The following is a 15,310-nucleotide window of genomic DNA, read 5'->3' as shown; positions in this document are numbered from 1 at the left end:
CCAAAACGCACCGTCCTACTGTCAGTTGAGCAGGCTCCCTTGGAGCTCCGCACGAAGGTCGGGCGTCAGAACCGTGCCGGCACGGTCCACCAGAAGGGCCATTTCGTACCCAATGAGGCCGATGTCCGCCTCGGGGTGCGCGAGAACCGCGAGCGAGGAACCATCAGAAATGGACATGATGAACAGGAATCCCCGCTCCATCTCCACGACCGTCTGGTTCACACTGCCACCCTCGAAGATGCGGGAGGCACCCGCCGTCAGCGAGGTCAGCCCGGAGGCGACGGCCGCCAGCTGATCGGCGCGGTCGCGGGGAAACCCTTCGGACATCGCCAGAAGGAGTCCGTCGGCGGAGACCACCACCGTGTGGGACACCCCCGGGGTGTTGTCCACGAAGTTGGTGATCAACCAGTTCAGGTTCTGTGCCGCCTGGCTCATCGGGCTCACACTAACGCTCCTGGTTGTAGGTGCTGTCAGGACCGAAGCCCTGGCCGTTCGTTTCACTGCCTGCGTTGCGTCCGCGTTGGACGCCTCGGCGCAGGTTGCTCAGCCTGCCCCGGACGTCCTCCGGAGCGCGGGAGATCTGTGGACCTCCCTGGGGGGTGGTTTCGGCGGCTCCCTCGACCAGGTTGGCCTTGGGCACCCGCCGCGGCAGACCGGACGAGGTGACCCCGCCTGCCTTGGGCTTCCGGAGCTGCGAGGCCTGCTGCCAGCGCGCGTCGTTGGCCGAACGCCAGCCGCTGTCGCCGTTGCTCTCCGAAGTGGTGGCCGGCGCTTCCGCGTTCACGGGCCGTGCGGCGCCGTTCGAACCGTTCGCCGCGGTGGATCCGCGGCGGGGAAGCCCGGCGTCGGTCAGCTCGTGGACGGCGGAGGGGGCCGGTCCCGGACGGTCGAAGCCTACGCGGTCCTGCTCACTCGCGTCAGCGGCCTGCGCGGACTCCGCTTCCGGAGCGTACTGGTCCGGGTAGCCGTTCTGGTAACCGGACTGCTGCGGCCAGTCGTCCTGGTAGGACTTCTCCTCGTACGTCTGGTAGCCGTCGGCCGCGGTGGCGTGCGCGGGCGCCCGCTCCTCCTGGACCGGCTCCGCGTACGCCGGGTCGGGGTAGCCGCCCGCCGCCGCGAAACCGTTGCCCTGCGGCACACCGTTCGGGGCCGAGAAGGATTCGCCCTGCGGCATCGGCTCGTTCGGCGCGAAGTACTGCTCGTCGTACGCAGGGCGCTGCTGCTCCTCGTACGGCGCCTGCTGCGGCTCCTCGTACGCCGTACGGCCGTTCTGGCCGTCCGCGCCTTCGTACGTCCCCGGCTGGTCCACGAACGCCGTCCGGCCGCTGTCGTAGCCCGTCGGGGCCGCGTCGAAGCCGTTGTCGTACGCGGGCTGCTGCGGGGTGCCGTCGAAGCCCTCCGCGAAGGCGGGGATCTCCTGCGTCTGCTGCGGCCCACCGGCCTGGGACTCCAGGGCCGCCTTGCGCTCCTCGCGCATCAGCGAGCGGCCCACGGGGTCCAGGTCGCGCAGGTCGTCCGGGACGTCGTAGCGGCTGTCGTCGAAGCCGAGCTCGGCGGCCGTGCGCATCGGCAGGCCGGTGTTGAAGTCCTCGCCCGGGAGCTGGTGCTGCTCCGGGATGATCTGCGAGACGGTGAACTCGTCGCGGTCGGGCTGCTCGCCGCCGCCACCGTGGGTGATGGCGTCCGGGAGCATGACCAGCGAGGTGGTGCCGGCCTGCTCGCCCGAGGGGCGCAGCTGGACGCGGATGCCGTGCCGGTCGGACAGCCGGCCGACCACGAACAGACCCATGCGCTGCGAGATCGCGGCGTCCACGGTCGGCGGGTTGGCCAGCTTGTGGTTGATGTCCGCGAAGTCCTCGGCGGTGAGGCCGATGCCCTTGTCGTGGATCTCGATCATGACCCGGCCGTCGGGCAGACGGGTCGCGGTCACGCGGACCTTGGTCTGCGGGGAGGAGAACGTGGTGGCGTTCTCCAGCAGCTCGGCCAGCAGGTGCACGAGGTCGGTCACGGCGCGGCCGTGGATCTCGGCCTCCGGGACGCCGGAGAGCTCGATGCGCTCGTACTGCTCCACCTCGGAGGAGGCGGCGCGCAGCACGTCGACCAGCGGGACCGGCTGGTCCCAGCGGCGGCCGGGCTCCTCGCCGGCGAGGACGAGGAGGTTCTCGCCGTTGCGGCGCATACGGGTCGCGAGGTGGTCCAGGCGGAAGAGGTTCTCCAGCTGGTCCGGGTCGGCCTCGTTGTTCTCCAGGTCCGTGATCAGGGTCAGCTGGCCCTCGATCAGCGACTGGTTGCGGCGCGAGAGGTTGGTGAAGATCGCGTTGATGTTGCCCCGCAGCAGGGCCTGCTCGGCGGCGAGCCGGACGGCCTCGCGGTGGACCTGGTCGAAGGCGCGGGCGACTTCGCCGATCTCGTCGCGGGTGTTGATCGGGATGGGCTGGACACGGGTGTCGACGCGGCCGGGGTCGGTGCGCGAGAGCTGGTCGACCAGCATCGGCAGGCGCTGCTCGGCGATACCGAAGGCGGCGTTGCGCAGCTGGCGCATCGAGGTGCTCATCTGGCGGGCCATGAGCGACGCGATGATGAACGCGGCCAGCAGGGCGATGATGACGATCGAGGCGTTGATGATCGCGTCGCGCTGGGCGTCGGAGGCGATCGCGCCGGCGTCGTCCACCGCGCGGTCGATGAGCTCGGTCTCGACCTCGCTGTAGCCCTGGAACTTCAGGGTCGCGGCGGCCATCCACGACTGGGCGGTGACGCCCTGGGCGGCGAGCTGGGCCGGCGTCTGACCGCTGCCGATCAGCTTGATCATGTCGGTCATCGCCGGCGGCGCGGTGTACTCCTTGCCCGCGGCCTCCGCCTTGGCCTTGGCGTCGGCGGCAGCCTTCTCGCCCTCGGCCTGCTTCTCCTTCATGACCTCGTTGAGGCGCGCGGCGTCCTGGGTGGTGCCACCGGAGCCGTACTCCTGGACGGCGACCTGCTCCAGGTAGGCGTACGAGGTGTAGGAGATGAGCTGCGACTTGTACGTGGCCTCGTCCGGGCTCGGGCGCACCAGCAGGTGCGTGCCGATCGCGCGCTGCAGGGACGCCGCGCCCTTGGCGAGGGCGATCGCGTAGACCGTACGGCCGTAGGCGGTGATGTTGCCCGTGCCGAGGCCGAGTTCGTTGGAGAACTCCATCAGCAGGTGCTCGACCGCGACGTAGCCCTCCTCGGTCTGCACCGGGTCCATCTTCTTGGTGTAGGCCGCCGCGCGGATCTTTGTCAGCGTCGGCTCGGCCTCCTCCACCAGGTTCAGACGGCGCTTGAGGCCCTCCTTGTCGGGCATCCCGACGGTCTCCTGGTGGAAGGCGGTGGCCTTCTCGTCGGTGAGGGCCCGGGCCTGCTTGACGACGGAGTCGTCCTTCTTGTTCTCCAGCAACGGCTCGGCGCTCAGGTCGCGCTCGTTGAGGAGGGCCTCGGCGTACTCACCGGCGGCGGCCACGATCTTCGCGACCTTCTCCGCGTCGCGCGCCTCCTGCCAGGTGTCGATCGAGCCCTTCACCTGGAAGCCGCCCATGACCAGGCCGACCAGCACGGGTATGAGCAGGATCGCGTTCAGCCTCGTCGGCACCCGCCAGTTGCGCGGGGACAGACGGCCACCGCTCTTCGGGGGTGCGGCCGTCGGCTCCGAGCCGGGCACAGGGGCGGGCGCCGCTCCGCGCGGCGGCGGCGTGAAGTTGCCCCGGGCCGCAGGCTCGGGACTTTTCTTGCTTCGCCTCACTCGACCAACAACCTCTCGGCGGTCGGCACCTTCCGTGCCGCAGTGTCTCAGAGCCCGGTCAGCCATCGACCATCAGTACGTCATTGACTATTGGGCAGTTCAGGCATTCCAGCACGACGGCCTACACGATTCCAAACATGGAGAAGCGCCGGTTCGAAGTGATGTAAGCCCCAGATAAAACGGTCAAAAAGAGCGAGCCCCGTCAAAAGACGGGGCCTTCATGCGCACAGTGAGACCGAGTGACCGCGACGCGTGGCGGTGCCACCGGATTCCTCTGCCGAAACGTTATGAACACCGGAGCCGACCGTGTCAAAGGCCACAGCCGGCTCCAAAGCGTCTACGACAACTGCCGTAGGGAACTGGGAACTTGAAAGTTACCGCAAACGGGCCATGAGCGCATGCTCGACCAGCGTGATCAGCGCGCTCTTCGCATCCGAGCGGTGCCGCGCGTCGGTCGTGATGATCGGGGTGTCCGGACCGATCTGCAGCGCCTCGCGCACCTCTTCGGGCTGGTACGGCTGCTGCCCGTCGAAGCCGTTGAGGGCGACGACGAACGGCAGGCCGGAGTTCTCGAAGTAGTCGACCGCGGGGAAGCAGTCGGCGAGACGGCGGGTGTCCACGAGCACGACGGCGCCGATCGCGCCGCGCACCAGGTCGTCCCACATGAACCAGAACCGGTCCTGACCCGGTGTACCGAACAGGTACAGGATCAGGTCCTGGTCCAGGGTGATACGGCCGAAGTCCATGGCCACCGTGGTGGTGGTCTTGTCTCCGGTGTGGGTGAGGTCGTCGATGCCCGCCGACGCGGACGTCATGACGGCCTCGGTACGCAGCGGGTTGATCTCCGAGACCGCGCCCACGAACGTGGTCTTGCCCACGCCGAAGCCGCCCGCCACCACGATCTTCGCGGAAGTGGTGGCCCGGCCCCCGTCAGAGCTTGCGAAGTCCACTGAGCACCCTTTCGAGCAGCGTCACGTCCGGAGCGCCGCCGTTGTTCTCGTCGCCGCCCGGCTGGTGGATGGCCACCAGACCGGCCTCGGCGAGGTCAGCCACCAGGATCCGTGCCACACCCAGCGGCATGGCCAGCAGCGCCGAGACCTCGGCGACCGACTTGACCTCGCGGCACAGGTGGCAGATGCGCTGGTGCTCCGGGAGCAGCCCCATCAGTGCTGCCGGGTCGGCCGTGGTGCTGATCAGTGCCTCGATGGCGAGCTGATAGCGCGGCCGGGTCCGGCCACCGGTCATCGCGTACGGACGCACCAGCGGCTGGTCGCCCTCATCCCCGTACGGCTCCGCGTACGGATCATGATGGGCGGGGGGCGGGGTCATGGGTCCTCCGGGCGGGACAGCATTCTCGGTCAGTCGTGCCGTCCGTCGAGGCCGGTGGGGGGATTGTGTCGGCCGGACGGTGATTTCGTGAGGTGGGTGGTGCCGGGGTCGGTCAGTGGAGCAGACTGCCCTGGAGCTCGGCGCGCAGGTCCGGGGTGAGGACAGCGCCCGCGCGGTCGACCAGCAGCGCCATCTCGTAGCCGACGAGGCCGATGTCGCACTCTGGGTGTGCGAGCACGGCCAGGGAAGAGCCGTCCGAGACGGACATGAGGAAGAGGAATCCTCGCTCCATCTCGACGACCGTCTGTGCCACGCTGCCGCCCTCGAAGATCCGGGAGGCACCGGCCGTGAGCGAGGTGAGGCCCGACGCGACCGCCGCCAGCTGGTCGGCACGGTCGCGCGGGAAACCCTCGGACATCGCGAGCAGGAGCCCGTCGGCCGACACGACGACGGTGTGGGACACCCCGGGGGTGTTGTCCACGAAGTTGGTGATCAACCAGTTCAGGTTCTGTGCCGCCTGGCTCATCTGGCTCAACTAACGCTCCTGCTGGTGAGTGGGGCTCGGGAAACTGCCGGTCTGACCGTTGCCGGCCTGACGACCCTGCGCGATGCCCCGACGAAGATTGGTCAGCCGTCCGCGCACGTCGTCAGGCGCGCGCGAGACCTGCGGACCGGTTTGGTGCTGTTGTTGCTGTGCCATGCCCGGGACGAGGTTCGCCCTGGGCACCCGGCGCGGCAGACCGGAGGTGGTGACCCCGCCCGCGGCCGGCTGCCGGACGCGCTCGGCCTGCCGGACGAGTTCGTCGTTCGGCGAGGTACGCCACGAGGAGGTCGAGGGGCCGCCCGCCGCGGGCCGCTGGGGTGCGGCCGGAGCCTGCGGCTGCGGTGCCTGCGGCGCCGGAGCCTGACCGCCCGCCTGCGGACCGCCGTGGAACCAGTTGGTCTCCAGCGTGTCGTACAGCGGGGTGCGGCCGTCGCCCGGACCCGGGGCCGGCGGCAGGGCCTCCGGCTCGGGACGGGGGGCGGGACGCGGCGGAACCTGGGGCCGCGGCGAGCCGTAGCCGTTGGTCCCGTTGAACTGGGGACGCTCGAACTGTCCCGTCGACGACATGTCCTGGCGGCCGGGCAGCGCGTGCTGGCCGGTGGAGGACGCGTCGTAGCCCGGCGTGGCGAACTGGCCCGTGGAGCCGTTGTCGTACGCCTGCGGAGCGAACTGGTTCGGGTTCGCCGGGGCGTTCTGCCCGCCCGGGGCGCCGAAGACGTCGGAGCGGGTGAAGCCGCCCTGGCGGTCGCTCTGGCCGGGGCGCTGGAACTGGCCCGTGTCCTGCGGGCTCACCGCGGGGAACTGCCCTGTGCCCTGGGGGCTCACGGCGGGGAACTGGCCCGTGCCCTGCAGACCGTTCGCACCGCCGCGGCCGAAGTCGGCCGGCCCGGCCGGACCCTGTCGCTCGTCGACGCGCGGGATGGCCGGCATCTCCGCCGTGGCGGCGGGACCGTGGCGGTCGTCGATGCGCGGCATGCGCGAGGTCTGCGCGACGTCCGGCTCCTCGTGACCGCGCGGGGCGTCCAGCGGGGTGCGCGGCACCGGCGGCTGGGCGTTCTCGTCGCCCCAGCTGGTCACGCGCGGCTGCGGGTTGCCGCCGGGCAGCTCGGCGCGCGGGCCGCCGCGCGGCGGGAGCTGCGGCTGACGGCCGCGCGGCTCGGCGTTGTTCTTGCGCTGCGGCGGACGTCCGCCGCCGAAGAAGTCCTGGCCCTGGCCGTTCGTACCGGCGCTCTGCAGCCCCTGCGGCGCACCCGGCGCCTGGCCGCCGAAGCCGGCGCCCGCACCGGCCGGGGCCGGACGGTCCTGCTGGGGCGGGACGGGGGACTGCGGTCCGCGCGGGGGCTGGCCGCCGGGACGGCCACCGCCGTCACGGCCGGGCAGCGCGGCCCGCGGACCCTGACCGGCGGCGAGACGGCCGCCCGCACCGGGACCGGAACCGAGACCCGCGCCGAGGGCACCGCCCCCGGCCGGGGCACCGGCGCCGAGCGCACCGCCCTGCTGGCCGCTCTGGCGTCGCGCGGCGGCGACGCCCGCGGCGGCCTGCGCGGCGGCGGGACCGCCGGCGGCGCCGCCCTGACCGGGCTTGGGCTGGGGCTTCTTGCCGCCCTGGGCGACATCCACGGGCAGCATGACCAGCGCGGTCGTACCACCGGAGTCAGACGGGCGCAGCTGGATCCGGATGCCGTGGCGCTGGGACAGCCGACCGACCACGAAGAGGCCCATGCGGCGGGAGACCGAGACGTCCACGGTGGGCGGCGAGGCGAGCCGCTCGTTGATCGCGGCGAGGTCCTCGGGGGACAGACCGATACCGGTGTCGTGGATCTCGATCAGCACGCGGCCGTCGGGCAGCGCGTGACCGGTGACCTTGACCTTGGTCTGCGGCGAGGAGAACGAGGTGGCGTTCTCGAGCAGCTCGGCGAGGAGGTGCACGAGGTCGTTGACGACCCGGCCGGCCACTTCGGTGGACGGCACGGAGGCGAGCTCGATGCGCTCGTACTGCTCCACCTCGGAGGCGGCGGCGCGCAGGACGTCGACCAGCGGGACCGGGCGGGTCCAGCGGCGGCCGGGCTCTTCACCCGCGAGGACCAGGAGGTTCTCACCGTTACGGCGCATACGGGTGGCGAGGTGGTCGAGCTTGAAGAGCGAGGAGAGCTGGTCCGGGTCGGCCTCGCGGGACTCCAGTTCGGAGATGAGCGAGAGCTGACGCTGGATGAGGCCCTGCGAGCGACGCGAGAGGTTGGTGAACATCGCGTTGACGTTGCCCCGCAGAAGGGCCTGCTCGGCGGCGAGGCGGACGGCCTCGCGGTGCACGTCGTCGAAGGCCGCGGCCACCTGGCCGATCTCGTCCCGGGAGTGCACACCGACCGACTCCACGGAGGTGTCGACGTCCTGCGGGTCGGACTCGGACAGCTGCTTGACCAGCTCGGGCAGACGGTCCTGGGCGACCTTGGTGGCGGTCTCCTGCAGCCGGCGCAGCGAGCGGATCATGGACCGGGCGACGACGAAGGCGCCGACCAGCGACACACCGAGGACGAGCAGGATGAGGGCACCGCTGATGATGGCCTCGCGCTCGGAGTCGGAGCGCAGCTCGCGGGCCTTCTGTTCCATGTCCTCGAGCAGCGTGTGCTCGATGTTGTTCATCTGGCGGATCTTGGTCGACGCGTCGTCGATCCAGTCCTGGTACGACCGCTGGTCCTGCGAGGTCAGACCGGAGGAGGAGGCGAACGCACGCGAGGCGTAGGTGTCCGACTCCTCGATGACCGGGTTGCCCTGCTCGATGGGGCTCAGCAGTTCCTCGGCGTTGTCGTCGCCGTAGATGCTGCGGAAACTGGAGAGCTCGGAGTCCTCGTTGTCGAACGCGGCCTTGGCGTACTGCCGCTCGGTGTTCGAGAGCTCGCCGTAGGTCGTGTTGTTCGCGGGCAGCGCCGCCGAGAGGACGGCGCGCTGGACCGAGGCGTACTCCTTGGCGTTGGAGAAGGCGGCCAGCGCACGCGTGCGCTGGATCATCTCCGGGTTGCTCGTGGCCTGGGCCATGTCCTGCGAGAGGTCGAGCAGCTTCGTGATGAGCTGGTGGTACGCGTCGACCGTCTGGGAGGAGTTGCCCTTCTCCGCGTACGCCGTTGAGCGGATCTTCTGGAGGTTCTGCAGGTCGGCCAGCAGACCGATGAGGCTGTCGCGGACACCCTGGAGGTTGCCGTCCTTGGAGGCGCTGTTGATCTCCTCGGAGGCGTCCTGGAAGGCGGTCACGGCCCGGTCCGACTTGGTCCGGTAGCCCTTGATGCCGAAGTCGGTGGCCTTGGTGCCGTGCGACAGCGGGCCGGCCGAGCGGTCGCGCTCCTCCTGGAGGGCGACGGCGAGCTCGGTCGCCTGCTTGGTCATGTCCGTCAGCAGCTTCATGTTGTCGAGCTGCTGGATGTCGTCCATCGACGTGTTGATGCGCAGCGCGCCCATCGTGGTGGCCGCGACCACCGGCAGGGTCAGCAGCGCCACCAGACGCGTGGAGATGCGCCAGTTGCGCAGCGCCATTCGGGGGCCGGGCCCGGTGGGGCCGGCCGGCGGCTTGATCGTCGGAGTCGGGGGAAGGGAGCTCGGCGACGCGGACGCGCCGGGGCGCCCGGGGCGCTCACCGCCGTCGCCGGACGTGACCGGGCCCGGGTTCTGGGCGTGCTGGGGCGAGGAGCTGCCATTGCTGGGGGCAGTCCCGCCGTGCGGCTCCGGCTCCGCCGAAGCACTGCCATCCCTCTTGAAACGTCCCTGCACTAGCGTCGCAACCTCTGGACCAGGCGCCCTTCCGGGTGAACGGAAGGACGGTGTCGGCGTGTTGGGGGACGCCCTGAATTACGTCCCTCGAATGGTCGTGAGTGACCGGCGCTGGCTCCCCCTTCCAACCGCCACTACGGCGCTTGTGCGCCCCGGTGCGCCGGTTCGATCCAGCGGCGGTGCGTGAGATTCCAGCACAGTGCCGGATCTCCAACAAGGTGTGTTGGCCGGGCTGTGACATGCGTGACAGCGCGTGAGGGGAACGTTACGGGACGTAGAAAAGGTTCCCGCATAAAGCGGGCGTAAGGGTGCGAAGTGCCAGGGCGTGGCAGGTGTCCCAGTCGCGATGATCAGGAGCGGAATGAGTGCTTCAGGGGGCCAATGTCCGTTTCTCAGTGGTCGATCGCCGACACGGTTTGACCGCTTTGGTCGTCGATTCGTGAGCAAACTCACACGCTGATCATGCCGCCTTCACGAGTTACCCAGGAATCGCGTGTTTAGCCTGACGCTTTACAGGGATGGCATATCCGACAACCCGGCACCACGAGCAGACAGGGCCACGTACAACAGTGAAGACGACGACGATGTTCCACAAGATCGCCAACCCGCGACGCACGACGCTGGCGCACCTCAAGGACGCCGACGAACTGCAGCTCCCGGACCAGCCGGAGCACGCCGCCGACCTGCCGGCCCAGACTGCCAACCCCAAGCGCACCATCCTCATGGAGGCCCCCGTCGCGGCCTCCGTCGCGGAGTAGATCCTTCGCAGAGATCCACGAGATCTTCACCGATCTCCGCGGAGTGATACGCGCACCGGCCGCCGAATGCTCAAGGCGGCCGCACACGGATGTCAAGGGCGTCCCCGGCCGGGGACGCCCTTCCGCGTTAGCCTGGAGCGTCACACTCCAGCCAGCTCAAGGGGTCAACCAACCCGTGCGCATCGCCAGGTTCTCCATCGACGGCAACGTCGCCTTCGGCGCGGTCGAGGGCGACAAGCCGGACGAGCTCGTCCTCGACATCATCAAGGGCATCCCGTTCACGGAATTCGAGCTCTCCGGCACGAAGGTGCCGCTGAGCAAGGTCCGGCTGCTCCCGCCCGTCCTGCCCAACAAGGTGGTGGCCTTCGGCCGCAACTACGCCGAGCACGCGCGCGAGCTGGGCAACGAGGTGCCGGACGCCCCGTTCGCCTTCTTCAAGCCGTCCACCTCGGTGATCGGCCCCGGGGACGACATCCAGTACCCGCCGTTCTCCGAGGAACTGCACCACGAGGCCGAGCTCGCGGTCGTGATCGGCCGGATGTGCCGCGAGGTCCCGCGCGAGCGCGTGGCGGACGTGATCTTCGGCTACACCTGCGCCAACGACGTCACCGCACGGGACGTCCAGCGGCGCGAGAAGCAGTGGGCGCGGGCCAAGGGCTTCGACACCTCCTGCCCGCTCGGCCCCTGGGTGGAGACGGACCTGGACCTCGCCACCGCGTCCGACCTCACGATCCAGCTCACGGTCGACGGGCAGCAGCGCCAGCTCGGCCGCACCAGCGAGATGATCCACTCCATCGAGGATCTGATCGTCAACATCACCGAGGCCATGACGCTGCTCCCCGGCGACGTGATCCTCACGGGCACCCCGGCAGGGGTCGGCCCCCTGGCTGTCGGCGACGAGGTCGCCGTCACCATCGAAGGCATCGGCACTCTCACCAACAAGGTTGTCAAGCGTGGCTAGCGCACCCGGCTCACCCGTCCGCGTACGTTTCTGTCCTTCCCCCACCGGTAACCCCCATGTGGGCCTGGTCCGCACCGCCCTGTTCAACTGGGCGTTCGCCAAGCACCACCAGGGCACCCTGGTCTTCCGCATCGAGGACACCGACGCGGCCCGCGACTCCGAGGAGTCCTACGACCAGCTGCTCGACTCGCTGCGCTGGCTGGGCTTCGACTGGGACGAGGGCCCCGAGATCGGCGGCCCGCACGCGCCGTACCGCCAGTCGCAGCGCATGGACATCTACGCCGATGTCGCCCGGAAGCTGCTGGACGCCGGCCACGCCTACCGCTGCTACTGCTCCCAGGACGAGCTGGACACCCGCCGCGAGGCCGCCCGCGCCGCCGGCAGGCCGTCCGGCTACGACGGCCACTGCCGCGACCTCACCGAGGCGCAGGTCGAGGAGTACGAGGCCCAGGGCCGCGCGCCGATCGTCCGCTTCCGGATGCCCGACGAGACGATCACCTTCACGGACCTGGTCCGCGGCGAGCTGACGTTCACCCCGGAGAACGTGCCCGACTACGGCATCGTCCGCGCGAACGGCGCCCCGCTCTACACGCTCGTCAACCCGGTCGACGACGCCCTGATGGAGATCACCCACGTCCTGCGCGGCGAGGACCTGCTCTCCTCCACCCCGCGCCAGATCGCCCTGTACAAGGCGCTGATCGAGCTGGGCGTCGCCAAGGAGACCCCGTCCTTCGGCCACCTGCCGTACGTGATGGGCGAGGGCAACAAGAAGCTCTCCAAGCGCGACCCGGAGTCGTCCCTCAACCTCTACCGCGAGCGCGGCTTCCTCCCCGAGGGCCTGCTCAACTACCTCTCGCTGCTCGGCTGGTCCCTCTCCGCCGACCAGGACATCTTCACGCTGGACGAGATGATCGCGGCCTTCGAGATCGCGGACGTCAACCCCAACCCGGCGCGCTTCGACCTGAAGAAGTGCGAGGCGATCAACGGCGACCACATCCGCATGCTCGACGTGAAGGACTTCACGGAGCGCTGCGCCCCCTGGCTGAGGGCGCCGTTCGCGCCCTGGGCCCCGGAGGACTTCGACGAGGCGAAGTGGGAGGCGATCGCTCCGCACGCCCAGACCCGCCTGAAGGTCCTCTCCGAGATCACCGACAACGTCGACTTCCTGTTCCTCACGGAGCCGGTCTCCGACGAGGCGTCCTGGACGAAGGCGATGAAGGAGGGCTCGGACGCGTTGCTGCGCACGGCCCGCGAGAAGCTGGAGTCCGCCGACTGGACCTCGGCCGAGTCCCTGAAGGAGGCCGTCCTGGCCGCCGGCGAGGCCCACGGCCTCAAGCTCGGCAAGGCCCAGGCCCCGGTCCGCGTGGCCGTCACCGGCCGCACCGTCGGCCTCCCCCTCTTCGAGTCCCTGGAGATCCTGGGCAAGGAGAAGACGCTGGCGCGGATTGACGCGGCCCTGGCGAGGCTGGCGGCGTAACCCGCAGGCACACGCGAGGGGCGGCACCCGGAGACCCCGGGCGCCGCCCCTCGGGCGTTCGCGTCAGACGGCGTCGTCCTCGTCGATCAGGTATGCGAACTCGTCGAAGATCTCCAGGACGACGACGACCATGACGGCGCCGGCGACCATGTACTCCAGCATCATGCCGGGAGCCACATAGGCCTTGCGCAGGTGTTCGTCGGGCCCGAGCGGCGCGGTCGCGACCTTGCGGAAGGGGTCACGCGCCAGTATCCGCACGGCCTTGTCCAACTGGGCTCGACGCTCGCCGGGCAGGCCGTCGTAGGCCGCGCGGGCCTCGACGGTGAACTGGACTCGGTACTCGCTCATGGCTCAAGCGTGCCAGTCCGGATCGGGGGACAGGCCCCCGTGCCTCGCGTTACCGTCGGATCATGAGCATTCGCGCCGTGGTCTGGGACGTGGACGACACTCTTTTCGACTACACGACCGCGGACCGGGAGGGTATGCGGGGGCATCTGGTGGCCGAGGGGCTGCTGGAGGGGTACGGGAGCGCGGAGCGGGCGTTGGACCGGTGGCGGGAGGTCACCGATCAGCAGTGGGCGCGGTTCTCGGCGGGCGAGATCACCTTCGAGGGGCAGAGGCGGGACCGGGTACGGGTGTTCCTGGGCCGGCCGGAGCTGACGGATGCCGAGGCCGACGGCTGGTTCCGGCGGTACATGAGGCACTACGAGGGCGCCTGGGCGCTGTTCCCGGACGTGCTGCCCGTCCTGGACGCACTCGCCGCCAGCCACCGGCACGCGGTGCTCTCGAACTCCAGCCTCACCGTCCAGGACCACAAGCTGCGCGTCCTCGGGGTGCACGACCGCTTCGAGACCATCCTGTGCGCCGCCGAGCTGGGCGTGTCCAAGCCGGAGGCCGCCGCCTTCCTCGCCGCCTGCGACGCCCTGGAGCTGGCCCCGCACCAGGTGGCGTACGTCGGCGACCACCCCGAGATCGACGGGCAGGGCGCCGCCGACGCCGGTCTGCTGTCCGTGTGGATCGACCGCTACGGCGGTACGGCGGCCGTCGAGCTCCCCTCCGGTCGGCACCGGATCGCCACCCTCGCCGAACTCCCCGCCATCCTCGGCGCGGATACCCGTTTTGGAGCGCCGTCCACCTTCGGGTAATGTTCTTCCTGCGCCGAGGGGAGCGGGCCGGAAGGCCGGAAATCCGAAGCGCGAAACTAGAACAAGATCCCCTCTGGGGCTTGCGTTCCAGTGGCCTATGGTGTAATTGGCAGCACGACTGATTCTGGTTCAGTTAGTCTTGGTTCGAGTCCAGGTAGGCCAGCTCGCAGAGCTCATCTGCAAAGCCCCCGTTGTGTAGCGGCCTAGCACGCTGCCCTCTCAAGGCAGTAGCGCCGGTTCGAATCCGGTCGGGGGTACTGGTTCCGATCACGCAGGATCACCTCGGAACCGCTAGGGCCCCCGTTGTGTAGCGGCCTAGCACGCCGCCCTCTCAAGGCGGTAGCGCCGGTTCGAATCCGGTCGGGGGTACTGAACTGGTCTAAACCACATTGGTCTATGGTGTAATTGGCAGCACGACTGATTCTGGTTCAGTTAGTCTTGGTTCGAGTCCAGGTAGACCAGCTCGGACCTGCGGAAACGCAGTGTCCATGCCCCCGTTGTGTAGCGGCCTAGCACGCCGCCCTCTCAAGGCGGTAGCGCCGGTTCGAATCCGGTCGGGGGTACGGGACGATGGCCCTTCGCTTCAGCCGAATCGCTGAGGTGGGGGGCCATTTCCGTTGTATGGCGAGTGCGGGCTTGTGGGGGCGGTCGCGCCCACGCGGCGGAGCCGCATATCGAAACAGCCCCGCGCCCCTTGAGGTTGGACACCTGAGCCCTTGTGCAGAAGTCACCCTCGCCAGGGCCTGCCGCGGCGTTGAGGCCGGCCCTGGTGTCGGATGTCTTGTTCAGCCGGTGCGGCGTAGGGCTTCCGACAGGCGGGCTGCCGCGTCGATGACCGCTTGGGCGTGCATGCGGCCCGGGTGGCGGGTGAGGCGTTCGATCGGGCCCGAGACGGATACGGCGGCCACCACGCGGTTGGACGGGCCGCGCACCGGGGCCGAGACCGAGGCCACGCCCGGCTCGCGCTCGCCGATGGACTGGGCCCAGCCGCGGCGGCGTACGCCGGACAGAGCGGTCGCGGTGAAGCGGGCGCCCTGGAGACCGCGGTGGAGGCGCTCCGGCTCCTCCCAGGCCATGAGGATCTGCGCCGAGGAACCGGCCTTCATCGTGAGCGTGGAGCCGACCGGGACCGTGTCCCGAAGGCCGGACAGGCGTTCCGCCGCGGCGACGCAGATGCGCATGTCGCCCTGGCGGCGGTAGAGCTGCGCGCTCTCGCCGGTCACGTCACGGAGGTGGGTGAGCACCGGGCCCGCCGTCGCGAGGAGGCGGTCCTCGCCCGCCGCCGCCGCGAGTTCCGCGAGACGAGGTCCGAGGATGAAACGGCCCTGCATGTCGCGCGCCACCATACGGTGGTGTTCCAAGGCCACGGCCAGTCGGTGGGCCGTGGGTCGTGCGAGTCCGGTGGCCGCGACCAGTCCCGCGAGGGTGGCCGGACCGGACTCCAGGGCGCTCAGGACAAGGGCTGCCTTGTCCAGAACGCCCACGCCGCTACTGTTGTCCATGAAACGATATTCCCGTCTCACTCTGTGAAACGCAAGTTCATTTTTCCGTGAGACGCGCAACCCTTGGACGCATGGCGG

At 69.8% G+C, this 15,310-nt stretch carries 12 protein-coding genes and 5 tRNA genes; 9 read left to right on the top strand and 8 right to left on the bottom strand.

Annotation, left to right across the window (positions count from 1 at the left end):
• Positions 1-21: 21 nt before the first annotated feature.
• The 6 genes from ACLZN2_RS18035 to ACLZN2_RS18010 all read right to left on the bottom strand — a co-directional run bounded on the left by ACLZN2_RS18035 (position 22) and on the right by ACLZN2_RS18010 (position 9,389).
• Positions 22-435 (bottom strand): roadblock/LC7 domain-containing protein, encoded by a 414-nt coding sequence (locus ACLZN2_RS18035; RefSeq protein WP_004983065.1) that lies wholly within the window; start codon positions 433-435, stop codon positions 22-24.
• 10 nt (positions 436-445) lie between these two features.
• Complete coding sequence (locus ACLZN2_RS18030; RefSeq protein ID WP_416979492.1) at positions 446-3,757, bottom strand: nitrate- and nitrite sensing domain-containing protein; 3,312 nt, start codon at positions 3,755-3,757, stop codon at positions 446-448.
• Between the two features lie 374 nt (positions 3,758-4,131).
• The gene (locus ACLZN2_RS18025; protein WP_030793795.1) at positions 4,132-4,707 is read right to left on the bottom strand and encodes a GTP-binding protein; all 576 of its coding nucleotides are present in this window, start codon (positions 4,705-4,707) and stop codon (positions 4,132-4,134) included.
• Positions 4,688-5,086 carry a DUF742 domain-containing protein gene (locus ACLZN2_RS18020; RefSeq protein WP_055633953.1) on the bottom strand — a complete coding sequence of 133 codons (399 nt, stop codon included), beginning with the start codon at positions 5,084-5,086 and terminating at the stop codon, positions 4,688-4,690. The genes ACLZN2_RS18025 and ACLZN2_RS18020 overlap by 20 nt, the downstream gene beginning before the upstream one ends.
• 112 nt (positions 5,087-5,198) lie before the next feature.
• Positions 5,199-5,612: a roadblock/LC7 domain-containing protein gene (locus tag ACLZN2_RS18015; RefSeq protein ID WP_003993189.1), complete on the bottom strand. Its 414-nt coding sequence runs from the start codon at positions 5,610-5,612 to the stop codon at positions 5,199-5,201.
• 9 nt (positions 5,613-5,621) lie between these two features.
• A complete protein-coding gene (locus ACLZN2_RS18010; protein WP_416979491.1) occupies positions 5,622-9,389 on the bottom strand; it encodes a nitrate- and nitrite sensing domain-containing protein in 3,768 nt (1,255 codons plus the stop codon).
• A 569-nt stretch (positions 9,390-9,958) separates the two neighbouring features.
• Here ACLZN2_RS18010 and ACLZN2_RS18005 point away from each other — a divergent pair.
• From ACLZN2_RS18005 to gltX, 3 genes are all read left to right on the top strand, one after another.
• Positions 9,959-10,147: a hypothetical protein gene (locus ACLZN2_RS18005; protein WP_416979490.1), complete on the top strand. Its 189-nt coding sequence runs from the start codon at positions 9,959-9,961 to the stop codon at positions 10,145-10,147.
• A 175-nt stretch (positions 10,148-10,322) separates the two neighbouring features.
• Positions 10,323-11,108: a fumarylacetoacetate hydrolase family protein gene (locus tag ACLZN2_RS18000; RefSeq protein WP_416979489.1), complete on the top strand. Its 786-nt coding sequence runs from the start codon at positions 10,323-10,325 to the stop codon at positions 11,106-11,108.
• Positions 11,101-12,585, top strand: coding sequence for a glutamate--tRNA ligase (gene gltX / locus ACLZN2_RS17995; protein ID WP_416979488.1), 1,485 nt, complete (start codon positions 11,101-11,103; stop codon positions 12,583-12,585). Before ACLZN2_RS18000 ends, gltX begins: the two co-directional genes overlap by 8 nt.
• 63 nt (positions 12,586-12,648) lie before the next feature.
• Here gltX and ACLZN2_RS17990 read toward each other — a convergent pair whose 3' ends face one another.
• Complete coding sequence (locus ACLZN2_RS17990; RefSeq protein ID WP_416979487.1) at positions 12,649-12,933, bottom strand: type II toxin-antitoxin system RelE family toxin; 285 nt, start codon at positions 12,931-12,933, stop codon at positions 12,649-12,651.
• Between the two features lie 62 nt (positions 12,934-12,995).
• On the opposite strand from ACLZN2_RS17990, the gene ACLZN2_RS17985 reads away from it, so the two are divergent.
• The 6 genes from ACLZN2_RS17985 (at position 12,996) to ACLZN2_RS17960 (ending at position 14,293) form a co-directional block, all read left to right on the top strand.
• Positions 12,996-13,730 (top strand): HAD family hydrolase, encoded by a 735-nt coding sequence (locus ACLZN2_RS17985; protein WP_416979486.1) that lies wholly within the window; start codon positions 12,996-12,998, stop codon positions 13,728-13,730.
• A gap of 91 nt (positions 13,731-13,821) precedes the next feature.
• Positions 13,822-13,893, top strand: a tRNA-Gln gene (locus ACLZN2_RS17980).
• Between the two features lie 21 nt (positions 13,894-13,914).
• A tRNA-Glu gene (locus ACLZN2_RS17975) sits at positions 13,915-13,987 on the top strand.
• A 39-nt stretch (positions 13,988-14,026) separates the two neighbouring features.
• A tRNA-Glu gene (locus tag ACLZN2_RS17970) sits at positions 14,027-14,099 on the top strand.
• Between the two features lie 21 nt (positions 14,100-14,120).
• Positions 14,121-14,192: transfer RNA gene (locus ACLZN2_RS17965), tRNA-Gln, on the top strand.
• A gap of 28 nt (positions 14,193-14,220) precedes the next feature.
• Positions 14,221-14,293: transfer RNA gene (locus ACLZN2_RS17960), tRNA-Glu, on the top strand.
• 222 nt (positions 14,294-14,515) lie between these two features.
• Here the strand turns inward: ACLZN2_RS17960 and ndgR are convergent.
• Entirely contained in the window at positions 14,516-15,232 is a 717-nt protein-coding gene (gene ndgR, locus ACLZN2_RS17955) for an IclR family transcriptional regulator NdgR (protein WP_015036427.1), read from the bottom strand.
• Positions 15,233-15,310: the final 78 nt, after the last annotated feature.

The sequence above is a fragment of the Streptomyces sp. T028 genome, from assembly GCF_048159505.1.
In the GTDB taxonomy this organism is placed as follows: domain Bacteria; phylum Actinomycetota; class Actinomycetes; order Streptomycetales; family Streptomycetaceae; genus Streptomyces.
This window is presented reverse-complemented; position numbering and strand designations above follow the sequence as displayed.

Excerpts from the sequence above, each read along its gene's own strand:
- ACLZN2_RS18020 (WP_055633953.1), bottom strand. The coding sequence starts at position 5,086 with ATGACCCCGCCCCCCGCCCATCATGATCCGTACGCGGAGCCGTACGGG.
- ACLZN2_RS17985 (WP_416979486.1), top strand. The coding sequence starts at position 12,996 with ATGAGCATTCGCGCCGTGGTCTGGGACGTGGACGACACTCTTTTCGAC.
- ACLZN2_RS18015 (WP_003993189.1), bottom strand. The coding sequence starts at position 5,612 with ATGAGCCAGGCGGCACAGAACCTGAACTGGTTGATCACCAACTTCGTG.
- ACLZN2_RS17990 (WP_416979487.1), bottom strand. The coding sequence starts at position 12,933 with ATGAGCGAGTACCGAGTCCAGTTCACCGTCGAGGCCCGCGCGGCCTAC.
- ndgR (WP_015036427.1), bottom strand. The coding sequence starts at position 15,232 with ATGGACAACAGTAGCGGCGTGGGCGTTCTGGACAAGGCAGCCCTTGTC.
- ACLZN2_RS18035 (WP_004983065.1), bottom strand. The coding sequence starts at position 435 with ATGAGCCAGGCGGCACAGAACCTGAACTGGTTGATCACCAACTTCGTG.